This is a genomic window from Kitasatospora sp. NPDC058032 (assembly GCF_042885845.1).
Taxonomy (GTDB): Bacteria; Actinomycetota; Actinomycetes; order Streptomycetales; family Streptomycetaceae; genus Kitasatospora.
Window position 1 is genome coordinate 141,109 of sequence record NZ_JBHVRK010000004.1, and the last position, 17,254, is coordinate 158,362.

Here is a 17,254-nt window from a genome sequence, read left to right on the forward strand (position 1 = left end):
CAGGTCGCGGGTCCTGGCGTAGCGGGTGATGGAGGGAATCAGGGCGGAAACGTTTCCTCAGCGACGCAGGGGCGGCGGGGCGGCCTGCCGGGGCGCGGCCGGGGCCGCGGATACCACGGCGGTGCGCGGGCGGGCGGGGGACGGGGAGGCGGCGCGGGCGGCGAGGGCGCGCAGTTCGGCGGGCACGGTCTCGAGGTCGGCGCCCGCCTCGTACACCTCGTCGCCGGCGCGGCCGAGGCGGTTGCGAAGGTGTGCGGTGTCCGTGCGGGCGTCGGTCCAACGCGAGGCCGCGCCCAGGAAGTCGGACACCGCTTCGAGGACGCCCCCGTCGGCGGTCACCAGCTCGATCAGGCGTGCCGCCGCCGCCGGATCGGCGGTGGCGGCCAGGTCGTCGGTGAGCCGGCGCACCGCCGCTGCGGCGTTGGCCGCCAGCCAGGTGGAGGGGGACTTCGTCACAGCGACTTCCGCACGGCGGGGACCGCAGCCGGCGTCGAGGCCGCGGCCGGGACGGTGGCCGCGGCCGGGACGGTGGCCGCGGCCGGGACGGTGGCCGCGGCCGGTTGCGGGACGCTGTCGGCACGGGCGCGCGAGTGGGCACGGGCGGCGTCGTTCCGGGGCTGCGGCTCGGGGGCGGGGACGTTGGAGTAGTCCCAGGGCCACAGTCCGCCGATGCGGTAGAGGCCGCGCTCGTCGGGCCGGCGCTCCTCGGTGCCGCCGACGCCGTCGTAGTCCGCGGACCAGGTGAAGCGCAGTGCGACGTCGTCCTGCCAGGCCGCGGTCAGGTCACAGGGATCGGAGCGGAGGTCGTCGACGATCCGCTCGGCCACCTCGCGGGTGAAGCCCGCGGTGGAGTAGGGGCCGAGGCCGCCCGTGGTGTGGGCGGGGCCGACCAGGCCGGGGTAGGGGCCGTGGTCGGATCCGTCGACCCAGAAGAGGTGGAGGCGCTCGGGGGCGGCGCCTGCGGAGCGCGGGCGCGGGTCGTAGGTGCCCTTGGCCGCGGCGATCTCGGCGGGGCTCATCACGGCCCAGGCGCCCAGGCCCCGCAGGAGGTCGTCGCTGTCCTCCTCGGTCTCCTCCAGTTCCGCGTCGATCACCTCGGCGATGGCGGCGAGGCTGCGGCGGACCTGAAGGACGCGGCGGTAGGGGTCTCGGTGACCCAGGGGCGTCGCCGGGTCCAGGGACCGGGCGGCCTGCGCGGCCAGCCGGGAGGCGAGGGCGAGGATGCCGGTCTCGCCGAGCAGGGCGGACAGCAGGTGGAGGGTCCGGTCGGGGCCCTCCGGCTGGAGCCGGTCGGCGGCGGCACGCAGCAGGGCGGCGTGGCTCGCGGGGTCTGCCTCGTCAGGTGGCGTGGTCAAAGAGTCCTCCGGGTAGTGGGCGGGGCGGGTGTGGGGACGGCGGGCGCCGTGAGGATCGGTGCGCCCGCGCCGGTCCGGGCGGCGGCCGACCGGGCGGTGGCCGCCGCCCGGCGCTCACCGCCCGCGCCGGGGCGGGGGGTGTGGGCGACGGAGCCCGCGGCGGAGACGATGCCGGCCATCCGCTGGGCGCCTTCGTAGAACCAGGCGGCCAGCTCGTCGCGGCCTGCGCCGCGGCCGTCGGCGCGGCGCACGCTGTCCCCCGCGCGCCGGAACAGCGTCTGCAGCGCGGCGAGCGGGTTGTACGGGCCGGTGACCATCTGGGCCGCCGCGTCGGCCAGATCGTTGACATCGTCCAACTCGCCTAGGGCGTCGACGACTTCGTCGATGTGGCGGCTGAGGTCGGCGAGCAGCTCCAGGGTGCGCTCTCCGGCCTCGGAGATCCGCAGCTCGGGGGCGAGGTCGACCGCGTATCCGGCCCGGGCCAGGCGGTCGGCCGCCTGGGTGGCCAGGGCCCGGCGGGCGAGCGGCCCGTCCGTCGTCTGCAGGTGCACCGGACCGGATCCACGGGGCGGGGGCCGGAACCCGAGGGGCGCGATCAGGCGCAGGGCGTGCTCGTCGGCGCCGCTCACCTCCACCGGGCCGACCCGTCCGGGCCGGATTCGGACCGCCTTGCCGGCGGGCACGTTCAGCGCAGGCTCCTGGCGACGCGGCCCGGGTCCGCCGTCCGCTCGAACCCGGTGGCCGTGGCGGGTGTCTGCTGGGCCGCCGCGATGGCGAGGACGGCGGACTCGGCGCGGGCGGCGTTCCGGCGCGCCGGCTCGGTGTCCGGCGCGGGGAAGTCGTCGCCGTACCCGCGCAGGCGCACCGCGACGGCTTCCAGGCGTGTGCGCAGGCGCACGGCGTCCAGAGCGGAGGAGCTCAGCTGGCCTGCGACGAACCGGGCGGGGGCGCCGTCGTCGGCGGCGGCGTTCTCGGCGGCGAGCCGTAGTGCTTCCTCCACCTCGTACAGCGCGGTTTCGACCGCTTCCAGGGCGGTGGCGCTGGCGGCCGGGGACTCGCTGTCGTGCAGGTGGTCGCCGAGCCGGCGGATCGCCCAGGCCGCGATCTTCCCGGTCTCGGTGGTGCCGGGGCTGGCGGTGGACAGGGCGGTGGTGAGGGACAAGGCGGCGGGTACCTCCGGGCGGGTGGGTGTCAGTAAGGGTTTTCGGTGCTGCGGTCGGTGTCGGTGGCGGCTTCCAGCAGCTCCGGCAGGTCCGCGGGCGCGGCGTCGCGCTGGTCGATCCACCAGCCGGCGCGGTCGACGGTGCGGGCCCGGTCCTCGATCTCCTGCCAGCCGCTCTCGCCGAGGGCGCCCTCGGCGACCAGCACGCGGTAGGCGCTGGTCATCAGCTGGTGGCGCGAGCGCTCGCCCCAGGCCAGGGCCCGCTCGGGGCCGCCCAGCGGGGGCATCCGGAACTTCGCGGCCCACGAGGTGGCGGCCTGCTGTTCCTCGGCGCGCTTGTTCTCCAGCCACGCCGCCCGGTCGGCGGCGCCGGCGGTGTCGCGCTGGGCCTTCCAGCAGTCGGTGCAGTCGCGCCCGGCGAGCCAGCGGGCGTAGCCGGCGCGCTGGTCCGCCGGACGGGAGGAGAGGTCATAGTCGGTGCTGTCGCCGCAGGTGTGGGTGACGGCCCATGTCGTCTTGACGGGCAATGTGAGGAATACCTCCAGGTCAGCGGATGTGGATGCTGTACTTCTGCCGCGGGTCGACGGGCTGTGCGGCGGCCTCAACCGGCTGTGCGGCGCTGACCCGTCCCAGGCGCAGGCTGGTGGCCCGGGCGGCCTGGGCGCGGGCGCCGAGCGTCGCGGTGGCGGCCGGGCGAGTGACGGCGGGCGCGGCCGAGCGGGGGCGGGCCGAGGTGGCGGCCGTGATCGTGTCCAGGTCCCGACGCACCCCACCGAGGGTGCTCTGCGCCTCTTCGAGAACGGCCGAGACCTGCACGGGGTCCAGTGCCTGCGGATCGTCGCGCAGCTGCTGGGACAGGCCGGCAAGGATCTCCTCGATCGTCGCCAGCGTCTGCTGCCGGTTGGCCAGCAGCGCGGCCGTCCGGGAATCGGCGCCGGCACGCACGGCGGGCGCCGGGTGCAGCCGGGTCGCGAACGGATCGGCCGTGATGTGGACGGCAGGCTCTGCAGCGGCCCGGTCACCGCTGTTCGGCCGCTCGACGGGGATGACCCTGGTCAGGAACGGGTCGTCGGGTCCGGCGTGCGCAGGCGGTGCCGGCGCCTTCTCCTCGACCTTGACGATGCGGATTTGGAACGGGTCCTCGGCAGCGTGGGCGGCGGCAGCCGGCTCGTACGGGAGGTCGGCGGTGACGTTCAGTCCGGCGGCGCGCATCTTGGCGACGGTGCCCGCAGCCCGCCGGACCCCGTCGGTGTCCTGCTTGGTCAGCGCGAACAGCGTCGGGTGGCCGGGGGTGCGGTAGAAGCCGTGCTGGGCGAGGAGCTTGGCTGCGGCCGGGTCGCCGGAGTGGTTGGTGGCCACGATGCCGTGTTCCGGGTGCGTGCCGACCGCGACGTCGACCGAGGGGACCGAAAGGCCCGAGGGCGTGACGATCCGGGCGTTCGGTCCGGCGGCCATGGCGGCCGGGCTCGCGTGGCCCGGGTGCTGCTCGTAGTCGAAAGCCGGGTCCGCCTTGACGGCGGCGCCAGTGGAGCGCAGGGCCACGACAGCCTGCCGGGCGTGGATGAAGATGTTGTCGGTCCGGGCAGTCAGGACGAGGTCGTCGCTGCCCTGGAGCGGCGTGAAACCGTAGTCGCCCAGTAGGCGGCGGTGCTGGTAGGTCGCGTGGGCGAGGCCGGTCACCGCAACGCCGTGCACGGGGTGGCGGACGATCTCGATGGAGGGGAGGTCGGTGATACGGGGCTCCTAGAGGGAGGCTGCGTGGTTGGCGACGGGCTGCGGGACGAACGCTGTGGTCCTGGCCGGCCCGGCGGCCTGGAGGATCGGTCCGCCGGTCACGGCATGCGCGGTGGCGGCCGTGGCGGCGGTGGAGCGGGTGGAGCGCAGCGAGGTAACGGGGGCGTCGACGACCGCACCGAGGACGGTGAGGTCGCGCTGGAGGCCGGTGACGTTCGCCAGCAGCGCTTCGGTAGCGGTGCGGGCCTCGTCGATCCGGGCGCGGATCTGCTGGTCCTGCCCGTCCGGCAGGGCGCCCGCCCACTCCTTGATGTCGTCGAGCAGGCCGCTGAGCTGGGGCAGGGCGCCGGTGTGCCCGTCGACTGCGGCGTCCAGCAGGTCGGCGATGTCCCGGCTGTCGGTCAGGGTGCGGATGTTGACCTGCTCGACGGCGAGGTCCTCGGCGGCCTCGGCGAGCCGGTCGGCGCTGGCCGGCGGGGTGGCGAGCCCGCGGGTAGCGACCTGCAGGCCCAGGGTCTGCAGGACCATGCTGGCGCGGGCAGCGGCCACCAGGGCCTGGCGCTCGTCGGCGACAGCGGGCTGCAGGTAGATGTCGCGGTCCGGCGCGCTGCCGTCGTGCGTGAACCCGAACTTCCGCAGGACGTCGGGCACCAGGCCCTCGGTGGCGTCGCTGGTGGTGGCCGCGACGATCCCCTCGGTGGGGTGGCGCGCGAAGATCACGTCCACGCCGTCCACGGGGGCGGGCACCGGGGGCTCCAGCGGTCCGGTGAAGGTGTCGACACGCAGCCCTCCCGTGTTCAGGAGCAGCGCGGCACGGGCCGCCCGCGCGACGGCGTCGCTGCCGGCGAACGTGTAGGTGCCGCTCTCGCCCCGCACGGCGTCGTGCTGTTCGAGAAGCCGGCGGGCGCTGGCGGGAAGGCCGGGCGCGATCTCGGCGATGATCGCGCCGTCCGCACCGGGGGTGAAGGAGATGTCTGCAGGCAAGATGGGCCTCTGCTCGTGGAAAGGGGAACGGGAACGAGGGTCAGCGGTGGCGGGCTTCGAGCGCCGCGACAGCCGGATGGACAGGACGGTCGGCCAGGCCGGCGGACAGCCGCACCGGGGCGCCAGCGAGGGCCGCCGCGCAGGCACGCGCGGACTTCGGCGGGCGGGTCTCGCGCAGGATGTCGATGCGGAAGTCGCGCCGGGCCTGGCCCGCGAACCACGTCGCGTAGTCGTCGGTTATGCCGAAACGGCCGTCCTTGAGGTCGTGGCGCAGGCCGACGTAGTGGTCGGGCTCGCCCTGCGGGGTCGCCAGCATCCACTCCGTGCCGTCGAGGGTGCGCCGGGCCTCCACCCGCAGCAGCCCGGAGGCGACCTCCTCGGTCGTCTGCCGGGAGACCGGGTCCAGCTCACGGGTCGAAAGCCGCTCCCATGCCTCGGCGGCAGCGGCCCGCTCGACCGCTGCCGCGTCAGGGAACGGATCCGTGCTGCGCAGCCACCGGTAGTGCCGCACGACGTCGGCCGTTCCCTGTTGGGGCTCGTGCCAGTTGCCCACCCTCAGGCCGGCCACGGCCAGGAGTTCGACGGCAACGCCGGCGGCGGTGGTCTGCTGGTCACGGTCGTCGGCGCCCGGTTCGATCCCCCAGGCGTCCAGTTCCTCGATCCGGTGTTCGAACCCGCAGTGGTCGAGGATCAGCCGCACCAGTGGGGAGGACTCGTCGGCGACGACGGCGAACTCCCCGTGGTCGTAGGCCCACCCGAAGAGCACCGCCGGGGCCTGCCGCGGCCGGCTCATCGGCTCCGCCCTGCGGCCTGGACGACGGGAACGGCACGGGGCGGGCCGGCAACCGCTGCGGTCGCGGTCGCGCGCTGGTGCTCCTCGATCCGGGCGAGTAGGTCGCTCTCCGCCTCGTCGCGGGCGGTGGCGGCGTCCTCCAGCACCTCCAGCTGTGCGCTGAGGTTGTCCAGCAGCTGGTCGTCGACCCGGCGCTGACGGTCGGCGCAGATTAGCAGCCGTACGCGCTCGAAGGCGACGGTGGTCTCCGCTCGGGTCAGCGTGCGGTGAGCGTCCAGCACGCGAGCGGCGGCGGCGTCCAGGCGCGCCTGTTCGGCGTGCAGCGCGGCGATGCTGTGCCCGAGCGCGGCCTCCACCCGGGAGTCGAGGCGGGTAAGCGATGTAGGCAAGTGGAACCTCCGGAAGTACAGGTGAGGACAGAAGGAGGAAAAGGACGGCGGGGAGACGGGAAGGGGGCCGGTCAGCGGGTCAGGCCGGGCGCCTTCGCCGTGACGGGCGCCGCGGGCGCCGGGGCCTTGGGCGAGGCGGAGAGGATCGCGCCGGACCCGGCGCGGGCCGCGGCCGAGCCGGGCCGGGCCGGGGCATCGACCGGCAGGCGCCTCTTCGGACTCCACAGGCGCGGGCGGTCGCTGAAACGGCTGCGCGGATCCGTCCCCCACGGCACGACCGGGCCGCGACGGTGCTCCTCCAGGCCGATCACCTCGGCGCCGTCCGGGCGCAGCACGTACACCCACTGCAGGCCCTTGGTGTCGCGCTCATTGATGACGTACCGTCCCGGCCCGCTCAGTTCGCGGCTGGGATCGCGGCGGGGGCCGATGACCTCGGCCCGGAGGTCGTCGGGGGCACCGTCGAGCAGATCGGTGCCCAGGAAGGACCATCCAGCCTCCACGGTTTCGACGAGATGGCGGCCCATCTCCGCCAGGTCGCCGCCGAAGCGGTGCTGGTAAGCGGTCAGCAGCAGCGGCAGCTGGTGGCTGGGGTGGCCGTCCCAGTGGCAGTAGGCACCGGTGTAACCGGTCTCGGTCGCAAGCGTGATCGCGGAATGGGTGGCCAGGAGATGCTCCAGACTTGTCGGGGAAGGTCGGCGGGAACGGGGGGAATCAGAAGGGCTGTCCCCTGCCGCGCTCGGCCTGCGCGACGGGCAGGGCCCGAGCCGCGGTGGCGGCCTGGGCGGGTGTGGCGGAGGCTGCGGCGGAGCGGAGCTGGGCGGCGTTGCGCGAGGCGGCGCGGGCCGCATCTCCCCGCGAGCCCGCGGGCGCCGGGAGGGACAGCGGGCGACCGAAGTCGGCGACCGCCCGGTCGAGACCGTCGTGACGGACGACGCCCCACCAGTCGCTGTCCGCCTCCGTGTAGAACGTCGCCGCGCCTCCGGTGACCGGGTAGGTGCCCAGCAGTTCCGTCTCCCCGTACGCGCCGCTGAAGCGCGCCAGCAGGACCAGGTGGCCGCGGGCGACGTCAGCGCTCACGTGGTGGCGGCGGATCGTGCCGGGCGCGGTGGTCTGCGCCGGGCCCGGCACGCCCGCCGCGGCCTGGCGCCGCTGCTCGTCCTCGGAGTAGACCCGCAGGAATCCGTAGTCGACCGCGTTCAGGTACCGGGCGGCGTCCCGGATCATCCGGTCCCCCACCGACAACGGGGTGCCCCGGCGCAGGCGGTGCAGCCCACTCGCATCGTGCCGCACGAACCCGGCCTGCTCCAGCTCCTGGGCGCTGTGCCGGTCGGGGGCCGAGGCGACGTAGGTGGCGAGGCCGACGTCGTGCGTGAGAGTCACATACGTCACGGCGACTCCGGCCAGAAATCGCCGTCCTCGAAGGAGGCGTCGCTGTCGGTGTAACCGTAGACGGCCCGCTCCAGCTCCCCGAGGTGGGCGAAGCCGATGTGGATGCGGAACATCTCCAACCGCTCCGCGACGTAGTCCTGGCGGTCCGCCTCGGCGATGGCCACCCGCGCCAGGTTCTTGGTGGACAGCCGACCCCATTCGAGGAGGTCAGTGGGCGTGGCGCGATCCATCCACACCCACACACCGCCGCCCAGCCTCAAGACCAGCCGCGGATGGAACATCCCGGCGTTCTTGCGGGGCTTGGGGCTGCGGCTGTCACCGAAGCCGCGCACGAGCGCCTTGGCAGTCTTGCGGACGGCGGCGGACCGCACGCGGGCGTCGAGGTCCTCGGCCATCAGCTGGTCGTACACCTCGTTCTCGAAGGCGACCTTGCGCAGACGTCCGATGTCGTCGGTGACCGTCGCGGCGGCGTCCTCGACGATCTCCAGCAGCCGCACGTCGGCGATGTCGATCACGCCTCCTCACGCTCCCGCCACGCCTGGGCCATCTCGGCCAGGGCCTCGATCGCCTGGTCGATCACCTCTGCGGTGATCGGCCGGCCGGTCAGCATGAACTGCGGATCGTAGAGGCGGACCGTATCGGTGCCCCGGGCCTGGGCGAGCGGCGGAACCACCTCGCACAGGAACTGGGTGGCGACCTTGCGCTGGCGGACCTCTTCCTCCGCCCGTTCCTTGCGCTCGGCCCAGGCCCCCGGGAGTGTGAGCTCGCCCTCCACCACTCGGTCGGCCAACTGCGGGTCCTCCGCCCGGAGCCGTGCGAGCTGGGCTTCGGCGGAGTCGGCGTACGCCTTGTTCTCGCGAGCCACCTTGTACGCCTCGTCCAGCCCCGTGGCGCCCGCGATCACGGCGTCCACCAGGTCGGGAGCGTGGCGCAGCACGGTGTTGGCCTGGCCGACCCGTCCAATGGAGACGCCCGCAGTTTCAGAAATTGAACGGACCGACCGCTCAGTTTTTGAACGGGGGTCGTCTTCAGAAACTGAAACTGCCTTGGCGGCCACCATCGCGGCCTGGCCCTTGGTGAGGCTTCGCCGGCGGATGTTGACCGACAGCGCGTAGGTCGCGGGGTCGCTTCCCTGGAAGGCGGCGAACTGCGGCTCTACTCCGGCAATTTCACATGCTTTGAAGCGGTTCCGTCCGTCCAGGATCCGGTTGTGTTCGTCCACCACGATCGGGTGGAGCTGGCCGAGATCCTTGATGTCGTCGGCGAGTGCTTGCAGCTCGTCGTCGTCGAGCATGGGGAAGATGGCGGCGGTGGGGTGGACCTCGATGGTTTCCTCCTGGTGGAAGGGCTTGTCCGGAGCGCGTGTCATCGGCTGCGGATGGGGGCGGCAAGGATCGGACGGACGCCGCTGGCGGTGGACGGGCCGCTCATCGGGAGTGGCCGCGTGCCGGAGGCGTGCCCGGCGGTGCGAGCGGTGCGGGTTCCGCCAGCGTCCGAGCAGGAGGGCGGGAGGACGCCGGCCGCCGGGGCGGTCAGAGCTCCGGCAGCGCTTCGGGATTCGTGAACCCGCTGGCCTTCTCGCCCATCCGGGCGTCGGTGTCGAACAAGATTCGCTCGGCCGGGTGCAGGATGTGCTGGACGACGAAGCTCCGGCCGGCCAGCTTGTGGAGGCCGCGGCCCCGGCCGCAGTTGGCGATGGCCGCGGTCTCCACACTGGTAAGGCCCAGCAGGCTCGCGGTGGCGGCGAGTTGGTCCGCTTCCTGGCGGTAGATGATCCGGGTGGCGCAGTCCGTGAGCAGTCCCTCGGCCAGGGCCCGGCCACGCGAGCCCGCGTCGCCGGCCGACAAGAGGTCGGACAGGCGGTGGATCACGATCAGGTTGGCGATGCCCAGGCCGCGGGCCAGCTTCAGCTGGCCCTGCATGCGCTCCAGCAGCGGCAGGTGCCGCATGAGGCGCCACGCCTCGTCGTAGACGACCCACCGGCGGCCACCGCCCGGGTCCGAAAGCGCGGCCTCCATCCAGGCAGAAGCACAGGTCATCGCCAGGATCAGCCCGGTGTCGTCACCGGCCGTGCCCAGGCTGGAGAGGTCAATCGTGAGCATCGGAGCTCTCGGGTCGAAGCGGACTGTCGAGGGGGCGTCGAACATGTTCGCCAAGTCACCTTGGACGAGACGGCGCAGGGCATGAGCGAGGTCCTCGGCAGCGGCGCCCAGGCGCCGGGCCCGGTCGCCGAGCGCGTCGTCCAGGCGCGAGGAGTCGCCGAGCATCGTCGCGATGTCCCCCAGCAGCGGTACGCGGCCCGCGAGTTGGGCATCGGCGACGACCTCGTCGAGCGCGACATCCAGCGCGGTGTGCTCCATCGGCAGCAGGTCCCGGTGCAGCACGGTGCGTGCGAGGGCGGCCAGCAGGAGGAGGCGACGCTTGCGGACCTCGCCCGCCCAGTCCTGCTCGTCCGTGCCGGGCGGCGCGGCGGGGGCGTCCAGCGGGTTGAGGCGACCGCTCATCCCGGGGCCGAGCGATATCGTCCGGCCGCCCAACTCCGCTGCCACGGAGGTCCATTCGCCCTTCGGGTCGCAGGGCACGTACACCTTGTAGCCGTGGGCGATCGAGCGCAAGGCCAGCGACTTGGCGAGGGCGGACTTACCCATACCGATCACACCGGCCAGCACCACGTTAGGGTTTGTAAAACCTTCAACTTTCCCGTAGAGACTGAAGGGGTCGAACACGTACGACGCCTCGGAGTGGACGTCGCGGCCGATGTACATGCCGCCCGCCCCGAGGCCGCCTTCGGCCAGGAAGGGGAAAGCGCCGGCGGCCACGGCGGTGGTCATGCGGTGCGGGGGGAGGGTGAGCTTGCCGCCGCGAGCGGAAGCGGGGCCGGGACGGCCGGCGGCAGGGTAAGCGGGGCGCTCGTCCAACTCGTCGACGGCGCCAGCCTCCCGGCGGCGGGGCCGGTCGGCGAGCCGGGCCTGGCGGCGGGCCTCGGCCAGGTCGCGGCGGGCCTGGCGACGGGCGGCCCGGTTGCCCCGGGCGGGGGTGAACAGCGGGCTGGCGCTGGTACTGCGCATAGGGGCTCCTCTCTTTCGCGGGTCGCCGGTCAGCGCCGGACCATGCCGGTGACGGGTGCGTGCAGGTCGGTCGGGGTCGCGATCCTGCGCAGCCGGGCGGCCGTGGCGCCGCGGCGCCGGCAGATGCCCAGGTCGGGCGTGCCCTCGGGCAACCGGGAGGCGCAGGCTTCGCGGGTCGGGCGGCGTCCGTCGGCGCGCGGGGCCGCGTGGTAGGCGTCGTGGAGGTGCTCGCAGACCTGCCACAGGCGAAGGCGGGCGCCGTGGAGGTGGTCGCCCACGGCCGCGTCGTGGGCGCGGGCCCGGTCGGCGGCGGTGTCCAACAGGCCGAACAGCGCGTTCGTGTGGGCATGGAGGCTGTCCAGCTCGGCGCGAGGCAGGGGCCCTTCGTCGGCGAGCCGGGTGTGATGGTGGACGTCGACGGCGGCGCTGGCGAAGCGCAGCAGGTCCGGGGAGTCGTGGGACAAGGAGCGGTGGCGCCCTTCGGTGGTCAGAGGCGGGCGAGGGGAAGGGCGGCGGCGGTGAACGCCTCGGCCTGCTGCATCGTCAGGCGGCGCAGGTCGATCAGGGCAGCGACGGCCGCGGTCTCGACCTGGGCGCAGGCGGCGCTGAGCTGCTCGGAGTCGTCTGCGGAGACGACGAGCAGGCCGGTCATCGCGACGTCGGCGTGGCCGGCGATCAGCTGCAGTTCACGCTGCTTGACGTCCGCGTACTCGACGGTGTCGCTCTCGGAGTCGACCTGGCCACGGCGTACTCGCTCGGCGGCGTCCGCGATGATCGTGGCCTTCTTGCGCTGAACGTCCTTGAGCGCGGCGTCGAGCTGCTGGGGGACGTAGGTCAGCGAGAGCGTGCGGCGGACACCGCTGCTGTAGAGCAGTTGGTGGAGGAACCCGGCGCTGGTCTCGGTCCTGGGCCACTGCTCGATCCAGAAGGTGGCGTGGTGCGCGGAGTCGGTGCGGATCTGTTCGGGCTCTTCGACCAGGACGACGGGGCCTGCGGCGGCGACGTCGGCCTCGGGGCGGCCGGACTCGCTCCAGCGCTCCAGCGCGCCGAGGACGGCCGGGTCGTAGGCGGTGCGCACGACCGCGGCAATCTCGCCTGCGGTCAGCCAGCCGCCGGGCACCAGGCCCGCGCCGCGGATCGATGTGTCGAGGGATGCGGTGAGCTGGGCGAGGACGGCGAACGCGCCCGGCAGGCCGCCACCGGCCTGGTTGATCAGGCGGCGGGCCTCGCGCAGGTCCAGGGCGATGGCGATGTACGCCTCGTGGGGTGCGGCGCTGGGTCCGGCGGCGGCGAGGAGGTCCTCGTAGATCGGGCCGGCCACCGCGGTGGCGGGACGGCCGTGCTCCAGCCAGTACCGCTGCAGGGTGTCGCCCGAGTCGGGGACGGTCCGCTCCAGGACCTGGATCCGGGCGATCTGCCCGGATCGCGACAGTGCGGCCAGAGCCCGTCCCCAGCCTGCCACGTTGCTGTTCTGCGTGGCCGGGTCGAGCAGCGCGAACGCCCGGCTGGAGACACGGGTGACGGCGGTCAGCGTGCCCTGCTGCTGGTCGTGGACAGCGCCCAGACGTCCGTCGGGTGAGGTGACGGCGCGCAGTGACGCGGCGGTGCCGGGCAGGTGGAGCAGGCCCTCGCGGCGGGGCCGGGTGGAGGGCTTGGCCAGCCAGAGGAGCTGGCCCCGGACGCGGCGCAGCCCGTAGCGCAGGGCAATCGGCGCCCATTCGGCGACCGACTGGCCGCGTATTCGAACGACGGCGACGGCGCCGAGCAGGGCCCACAGCGGGCTCAGCGCGAGGGCCGCGAGGACGCCCATGGTCATGAGGACGGTGAGGAGCAGCAGTGCGCCGAAGCCGACGACCACGAGCTGGGGAAAGGTGAGGCCGAGGAGGATGCCGCGGCGCGAGCGGGTGGGGAATCTGATCGTGGCAGGGGTCTCGCTGGTCAGGGTGCTCTCTACCTACGGTGCGGGCGGGGACCGGTCCCGGCGCCCTCCCGGAGGTTGTGGTCCGGGAGGGCGCCGCAGGCAGCCGGGGGCTGTCGGGGACGCGGGGAGGGAAGCGCGGGCGTCAGGCGGACGGCGGGCGCTGGGGGAAGGTGAACCGCTGGCCGGCCGGGGTGGGCGCGGGGCCCGCGGGCGGGGCGATCACCGGCTCGAAGGCAGGACCTTCGGCGGCAGGCGCGGCACCGGCAGGAGCCGAGCGGGCGGCGGAAGCCGCGGGTGCGCCGCCGGAAGCGGGTACCGGGCTGCCAGGGGTAGGCGCGGGGCCCGCGGGCGGGGCGATCACCGGCTCGAAGGCAGGACCTTCGGCGGCAGGCGCGGCACCGGCAGGAGCCGAGCGGGCGGCGGAGGGCGCGGGTGCGCCGCCGGGTGTCGTGATCCGGGTTGAGGAACCGGCTGCCTGCGCGGCGGTGTCTGTGGCGGATCCGCCCGGACCAGACGGGTTAGAGGAGCCTGCTCGGGTGATGAGGGGCTTGTCCTGGTCGCCGTCGGTGCGGGAGGGGCCGGAGCGGCTGATCAACGGGAGACCGCCGTCGCCCGGGCCGGACCTGGTGGGGGCGCCGTACTTGAACGAGGTGGGGGTGGCCTTGGCGAGGGCGCCGGAGGCGGATCCGCCCGAGGGGTCGGCGCCGCCGGAGAGGCTGCCGGTCTGCATGCCGGGAACCTGGGCGGGCCCCTGCGGGCTGGCCGCCCCACCCGCGCTGGCCGCCCCACCCGCGCCGGTTGCCGCGCCCGCGCCTCCGCCGGCGCCAGCGCTCATTGCCATCTGCCCTCCCTTCTTCGCGGCGGCGGTGGCGGTCTGCAGGCCCGCGGAGGTTGAACGGTGCAGGTCGTGGGCCTGTCCGTCGCCGGCCCAGTGGACGAACTTGTAGATCATGAAGGGGCAGCACAGGACGAGGGCCATCACGACCAGGCCGGCGATGATGTCCGACAGCGCGGTGAGGCCGTCCTTCGTGTCGCTCTGGCCGATCGCCGAGACGCCGACCAACATGATGATCGTCATCACGAGCTTGGACATGACGACGGTGGCGGTGGCCTCCACCCAGCGCCTCTTCCAGTCTCGGGTCGGTTCCCACGGACCGCCTGCGGCGGCGAGCGGGGCGAGGACGACCAGGGTGAGGATGCTGACCTTGCGGAAGATCATCATGCCCCAGTAGAGGATCGCGCCGACCGCGCACCCGAGGGCCACCAGGGTCGGAACAGCCCACCCGAGAGGGGTGGTTATGGTGATCATCGAGACCTTGACGAGGCGTCGCACCGCGTCGTCCATCGAGCTGTTGGCGATCTGGAAGAGGCCCCTGGACAGGGCGTCGACCACGACGACCGCGACGCCCGTGAACGTGATCGCTGTCATCGCGAAGAAGACGGAGGACACGGTGCCGGTGACGGCTTGGACCAGGGCCTGGCCGTCCTGGCGCCAGGCGGCGCGCACGAGTTGGAGGATGAAGGTCATCACGATCACCGTCAGGGCGATGGGCAGGACGATGCTGTAGTTGGTGCGGAACCAGTCGGCGTTCAGGTCGACGGTGGTGGTCTTGTCGACGGCGCGCGACGCCATGTCGACGGCGCTCTTCGCGAGGTCGCCGGCGCTCTTCGCGATCCAGTTGCCGATACTGGTGGTGATGGATTCGCCGACGCCGCCGGTGACGACGTCGCACAGCAGGCCCGCGCCGGGCAAATCGCAGAAACCGATGGGCTGTTCAGCTCCTCAGGCAGGGGGACCGGGCAGGTCACGGGTAGACGGTGGAGGCGATGGAGGCCAACGCGCAGTCGCGCTGCGGGCGACACTGCACGGCGAGGGTGATGGCCCGCTCCTCCGCGCCGCGCCCGCCCCCGTTCCAGGCGACCTCGACCTTGCCAGTGACGGTGACGGCGTAGATGTACGCCGTGCTCAGCGCCTCGGGGTTCTTGGCGATGGCCTGCTGGAAGGCGGCCGGCAGGTGCGCCTCGGCGATGTCGGCGGTGGAGGTCTGGGCCTGGTCGCGCATGCGCGACCACAACAGCGGGTCCGGGAGCTGGGACTCGACCGAGGCGGCGTCGGCGTACTGGACCTCCGGTGTGAGCCACAGCCGCAGCCCGTTCACGAAGTGCTGCTGGTCGAGCATGCGGGTGTCGTACGACCAGAGAGTGCGGGCAAACGCCTGGGCGAAGTCGGTCGGGGAGCCGGTGTGCGGGGGGCGGGCGACGCTCGGACCGGCTTCGGCACCGGCACCGGCACCGGTGGAGACGGTGGCGGTGGCGACAGCGGTGGGCGAGGACGCCGCCCAGGAGCCGGGGCCCGCAACGGCAGAAGCGGTGGCGGAGGATGCCGGGGCGGGGTGGTCGGCGGGGCCGCCGCCCGCCAGCCGGGCGACGAGCCCGGCCAGCAGGGCGGCGGCCAGCAGCACGCCCAGCCCGATCAGCAGCCGCCGGTGGAAGACCGAATCACTGCTGAGAAGACGGGACTTAGACACTTACTTGACCTGCGTCCCGAGCGCGCTGAAGAAGGAGATCAGGCCGTTGGCCGCGCCCAGGAGCAGGGCCACGCCCGAGGCGACCAGGGCTCCCTGCTTGCCCTTGGCCTCGGCCCCGTGGGAGCCGGTGTGGTGCCCCCAGGCCCAGACGATGCCGGCCACGCACAGCGCGCCGACAGTCGCGATGACCGCGAAGAGGTTGATGGAGGAGACGACCTGCTTGAGGACCGACAGGCCCGGCAGGCCGCCCTCCGCCGGCGCCACGCCCGGGTCGTAGGCAAGGTGGCTGACCGCCTCGGCGGCAAGAATCAAGGACAAACGGTTCTCCAGGAAGGGGATTTGGGCGTGCCGGGGCGCGGATCGGCGCCACACCGGCACGAGAGGAGGGGGGAAGCGGGGACGGTCAGACGGCGACGCGGCGGACCGCGATCACGTCCGGCTTCCAGCCGCTGAACTGAGCGACGCGAACCACGTCGCCGGTCTTTGGTGCGTGCACGACCAAACCGGAGCCGATGTACATGCCCACGTGCTCGGGCCCCTGGGGGCCGGGCCGGGTGAACAGCAGGTCGCCCGGGCGCACTTCACCGACGGGAACGGCAGTGCCCTCGTTTACCTGGGTGTAGGTCGTGCGGGTGAGCGTGACCCCGCCGGTCTTGTACGCCTGCTGCATCAGACTGCTGCAGTCGCATCGGCCCATCGGGTCCGGACCGTGGCTGTCGGTGCATGAACCGCCCCACTGATAAGGCGTGTTGAGCTGCCCGAGGGCCCAGCGGATCGCGGACTGCACTGCCGGTGGGACGTCGGTGGGCGCCTGGTAGCCGGGCGGAAGGACGCCCGGCGGGATGATGCCCCAGTCGGTGTCCCCGCCCGGCGGGCACGATCCTGGCGCAGCCGTCGAAGGTGGGGCCGTTGCGGGCGGGGTGGTGCCGGTGGCTGGCGCGCCGAGCACCTTTCCGATCGCCTGTTGGAGGGCGTTGCCGAGCGGCTCCCACTGCGCGTACGCGTCCGGGAAGCCGCTGATCTGCACCTTCTGCGCGGCGATTGTGAGCGGCAGTTCCTGCCAGCCGGCCACCTTGAGCAGCGCCTTGTAGAAGGCGGTGCTCGCGTACACCGGGTCCTGCAGCTGTGCTGGTGTGCCCCAGCCCTGGGACGGGCGTTGCTGGAAGAGGCCGATGCTGTCCCGGTCGCCGTAGGAGAGGTTGCGCAGCCGCGACTCCTGCATCGCCGTGGCGAGCGCGATGACCTGGCCGCGGGCGGGCACCTGCAGGGCGATGCCGGTGGCGACGATCACCTTCGCCATCGGGATCTGGGTGGAGGGCAGGTCGAGGCCCTCCACCGGGGCCGTCGGGCCGGAGGCGCCGCCGAGGATCAGCTTCACCGCGGCCTCAACGGCGGCGCTGTCCACAGCCTGTGGACTGCCGGTCGAGGGCGTGCAGCCCGCCGACGCGGTGTTGGCGGAGACGACCACGAGCGGCAGGACCACCAGGAACGGGGAGAGCAGCACTGCGGCGCCGAGACCGGCGACGGCGTTCTTCACAGGCGCCGCCGGTGGAGCGGACCTCCTCGGCACGGGCCCGGGTCGCGGGCAGCGGAAAATGCGGGCAGGGGAATTCCCGTCATGTGGGACTCCGATCGTGTGTGCGGTGGCGCAGGAGACTCGTCCAAGGGCGTCCGTGCGTCGCCGGGCGTGCGGCGGAAAATCAGCCGGGCCGGCGGCCTCCTGGGCTCCGAGGGAAGTTCTCGCTTCCGTCGGTGCAGGTCAGGGGCCGGTGACTTCCGGCGCTGTTGAGGACACTAGGTCGCCGACTATCCCCCTGAAAAGAATTCCACGGATATTCGCGAACATTCCTGGGTTCCTTGTCGGGGGGATAGCACGGCGAATACTGTCCAATCAGGCCCAGCGGCGATCAGCGCGGCGGGTCTCTTCCCCC

General features: G+C 73.3%; 20 protein-coding genes. All 20 read right to left on the minus strand.

The window, feature by feature from the left end:
* Positions 1-57 precede the first annotated feature (57 nt).
* The gene (locus ACFVUH_RS08440; RefSeq protein WP_387911985.1) at positions 58-456 is read right to left on the minus strand and encodes a hypothetical protein; all 399 of its coding nucleotides are present in this window, start codon (positions 454-456) and stop codon (positions 58-60) included.
* Complete coding sequence (locus ACFVUH_RS08445) at positions 453-1,355, minus strand: hypothetical protein (protein WP_387911987.1); 903 nt, start codon at positions 1,353-1,355, stop codon at positions 453-455. Before ACFVUH_RS08445 ends, ACFVUH_RS08440 begins: the two co-directional genes overlap by 4 nt.
* The gene (locus ACFVUH_RS08450; protein ID WP_387911988.1) at positions 1,352-2,038 is read right to left on the minus strand and encodes a hypothetical protein; all 687 of its coding nucleotides are present in this window, start codon (positions 2,036-2,038) and stop codon (positions 1,352-1,354) included. The genes ACFVUH_RS08445 and ACFVUH_RS08450 overlap by 4 nt, the downstream gene beginning before the upstream one ends.
* Before the next feature lie 2 nt (positions 2,039-2,040).
* Positions 2,041-2,517: a hypothetical protein gene (locus ACFVUH_RS08455; RefSeq protein WP_387911990.1), complete on the minus strand. Its 477-nt coding sequence runs from the start codon at positions 2,515-2,517 to the stop codon at positions 2,041-2,043.
* A gap of 29 nt (positions 2,518-2,546) precedes the next feature.
* Entirely contained in the window at positions 2,547-3,044 is a 498-nt protein-coding gene (locus tag ACFVUH_RS08460) for a hypothetical protein (protein WP_387911992.1), read from the minus strand.
* A gap of 19 nt (positions 3,045-3,063) precedes the next feature.
* Positions 3,064-4,212, minus strand: coding sequence for a hypothetical protein (locus ACFVUH_RS08465; protein ID WP_387911994.1), 1,149 nt, complete (start codon positions 4,210-4,212; stop codon positions 3,064-3,066).
* Between the two features lie 48 nt (positions 4,213-4,260).
* A complete protein-coding gene (locus ACFVUH_RS08470; protein WP_387911996.1) occupies positions 4,261-5,235 on the minus strand; it encodes a hypothetical protein in 975 nt (324 codons plus the stop codon).
* 40 nt (positions 5,236-5,275) lie between these two features.
* Positions 5,276-6,028, minus strand: coding sequence for a hypothetical protein (locus ACFVUH_RS08475; RefSeq protein ID WP_387911998.1), 753 nt, complete (start codon positions 6,026-6,028; stop codon positions 5,276-5,278).
* The gene (locus ACFVUH_RS08480; RefSeq protein WP_387912000.1) at positions 6,025-6,417 is read right to left on the minus strand and encodes a hypothetical protein; all 393 of its coding nucleotides are present in this window, start codon (positions 6,415-6,417) and stop codon (positions 6,025-6,027) included. The genes ACFVUH_RS08475 and ACFVUH_RS08480 overlap by 4 nt, the downstream gene beginning before the upstream one ends.
* A 71-nt stretch (positions 6,418-6,488) precedes the next feature.
* Positions 6,489-6,917, minus strand: coding sequence for a hypothetical protein (locus ACFVUH_RS08485; protein ID WP_387912002.1), 429 nt, complete (start codon positions 6,915-6,917; stop codon positions 6,489-6,491).
* Positions 6,918-7,128: 211 nt separating this feature from the next.
* Positions 7,129-7,806 carry a hypothetical protein gene (locus tag ACFVUH_RS08490; protein WP_387912003.1) on the minus strand — a complete coding sequence of 226 codons (678 nt, stop codon included), beginning with the start codon at positions 7,804-7,806 and terminating at the stop codon, positions 7,129-7,131.
* A complete protein-coding gene (locus ACFVUH_RS08495; RefSeq protein WP_387912004.1) occupies positions 7,803-8,321 on the minus strand; it encodes a hypothetical protein in 519 nt (172 codons plus the stop codon). Before ACFVUH_RS08495 ends, ACFVUH_RS08490 begins: the two co-directional genes overlap by 4 nt.
* Positions 8,318-9,175: a ParB N-terminal domain-containing protein gene (locus ACFVUH_RS08500; RefSeq protein ID WP_387912005.1), complete on the minus strand. Its 858-nt coding sequence runs from the start codon at positions 9,173-9,175 to the stop codon at positions 8,318-8,320. The genes ACFVUH_RS08495 and ACFVUH_RS08500 overlap by 4 nt, the downstream gene beginning before the upstream one ends.
* Before the next feature lie 163 nt (positions 9,176-9,338).
* Positions 9,339-10,874 (minus strand): ATP-binding protein, encoded by a 1,536-nt coding sequence (locus ACFVUH_RS08505; protein ID WP_387912006.1) that lies wholly within the window; start codon positions 10,872-10,874, stop codon positions 9,339-9,341.
* A 29-nt stretch (positions 10,875-10,903) separates the two neighbouring features.
* Entirely contained in the window at positions 10,904-11,338 is a 435-nt protein-coding gene (locus ACFVUH_RS08510) for a DUF6238 family protein (RefSeq protein ID WP_387912008.1), read from the minus strand.
* A 23-nt stretch (positions 11,339-11,361) separates the two neighbouring features.
* Positions 11,362-12,816 (minus strand): SCO6880 family protein, encoded by a 1,455-nt coding sequence (locus ACFVUH_RS08515; RefSeq protein WP_387912332.1) that lies wholly within the window; start codon positions 12,814-12,816, stop codon positions 11,362-11,364.
* A gap of 121 nt (positions 12,817-12,937) precedes the next feature.
* Positions 12,938-14,548 carry a conjugal transfer protein TrbL family protein gene (locus tag ACFVUH_RS08520; protein WP_387912010.1) on the minus strand — a complete coding sequence of 537 codons (1,611 nt, stop codon included), beginning with the start codon at positions 14,546-14,548 and terminating at the stop codon, positions 12,938-12,940.
* A gap of 52 nt (positions 14,549-14,600) precedes the next feature.
* Positions 14,601-15,323, minus strand: a complete 723-nt coding sequence (locus tag ACFVUH_RS08525) for a hypothetical protein (RefSeq protein WP_387912011.1) — start codon at positions 15,321-15,323, stop codon at positions 14,601-14,603.
* Positions 15,324-15,632, minus strand: a complete 309-nt coding sequence (locus tag ACFVUH_RS08530) for a DUF6112 family protein (protein ID WP_387912334.1) — start codon at positions 15,630-15,632, stop codon at positions 15,324-15,326.
* Between the two features lie 94 nt (positions 15,633-15,726).
* Positions 15,727-16,860, minus strand: a complete 1,134-nt coding sequence (locus ACFVUH_RS08535) for a C40 family peptidase (protein WP_387912012.1) — start codon at positions 16,858-16,860, stop codon at positions 15,727-15,729.
* Positions 16,861-17,254: the final 394 nt, after the last annotated feature.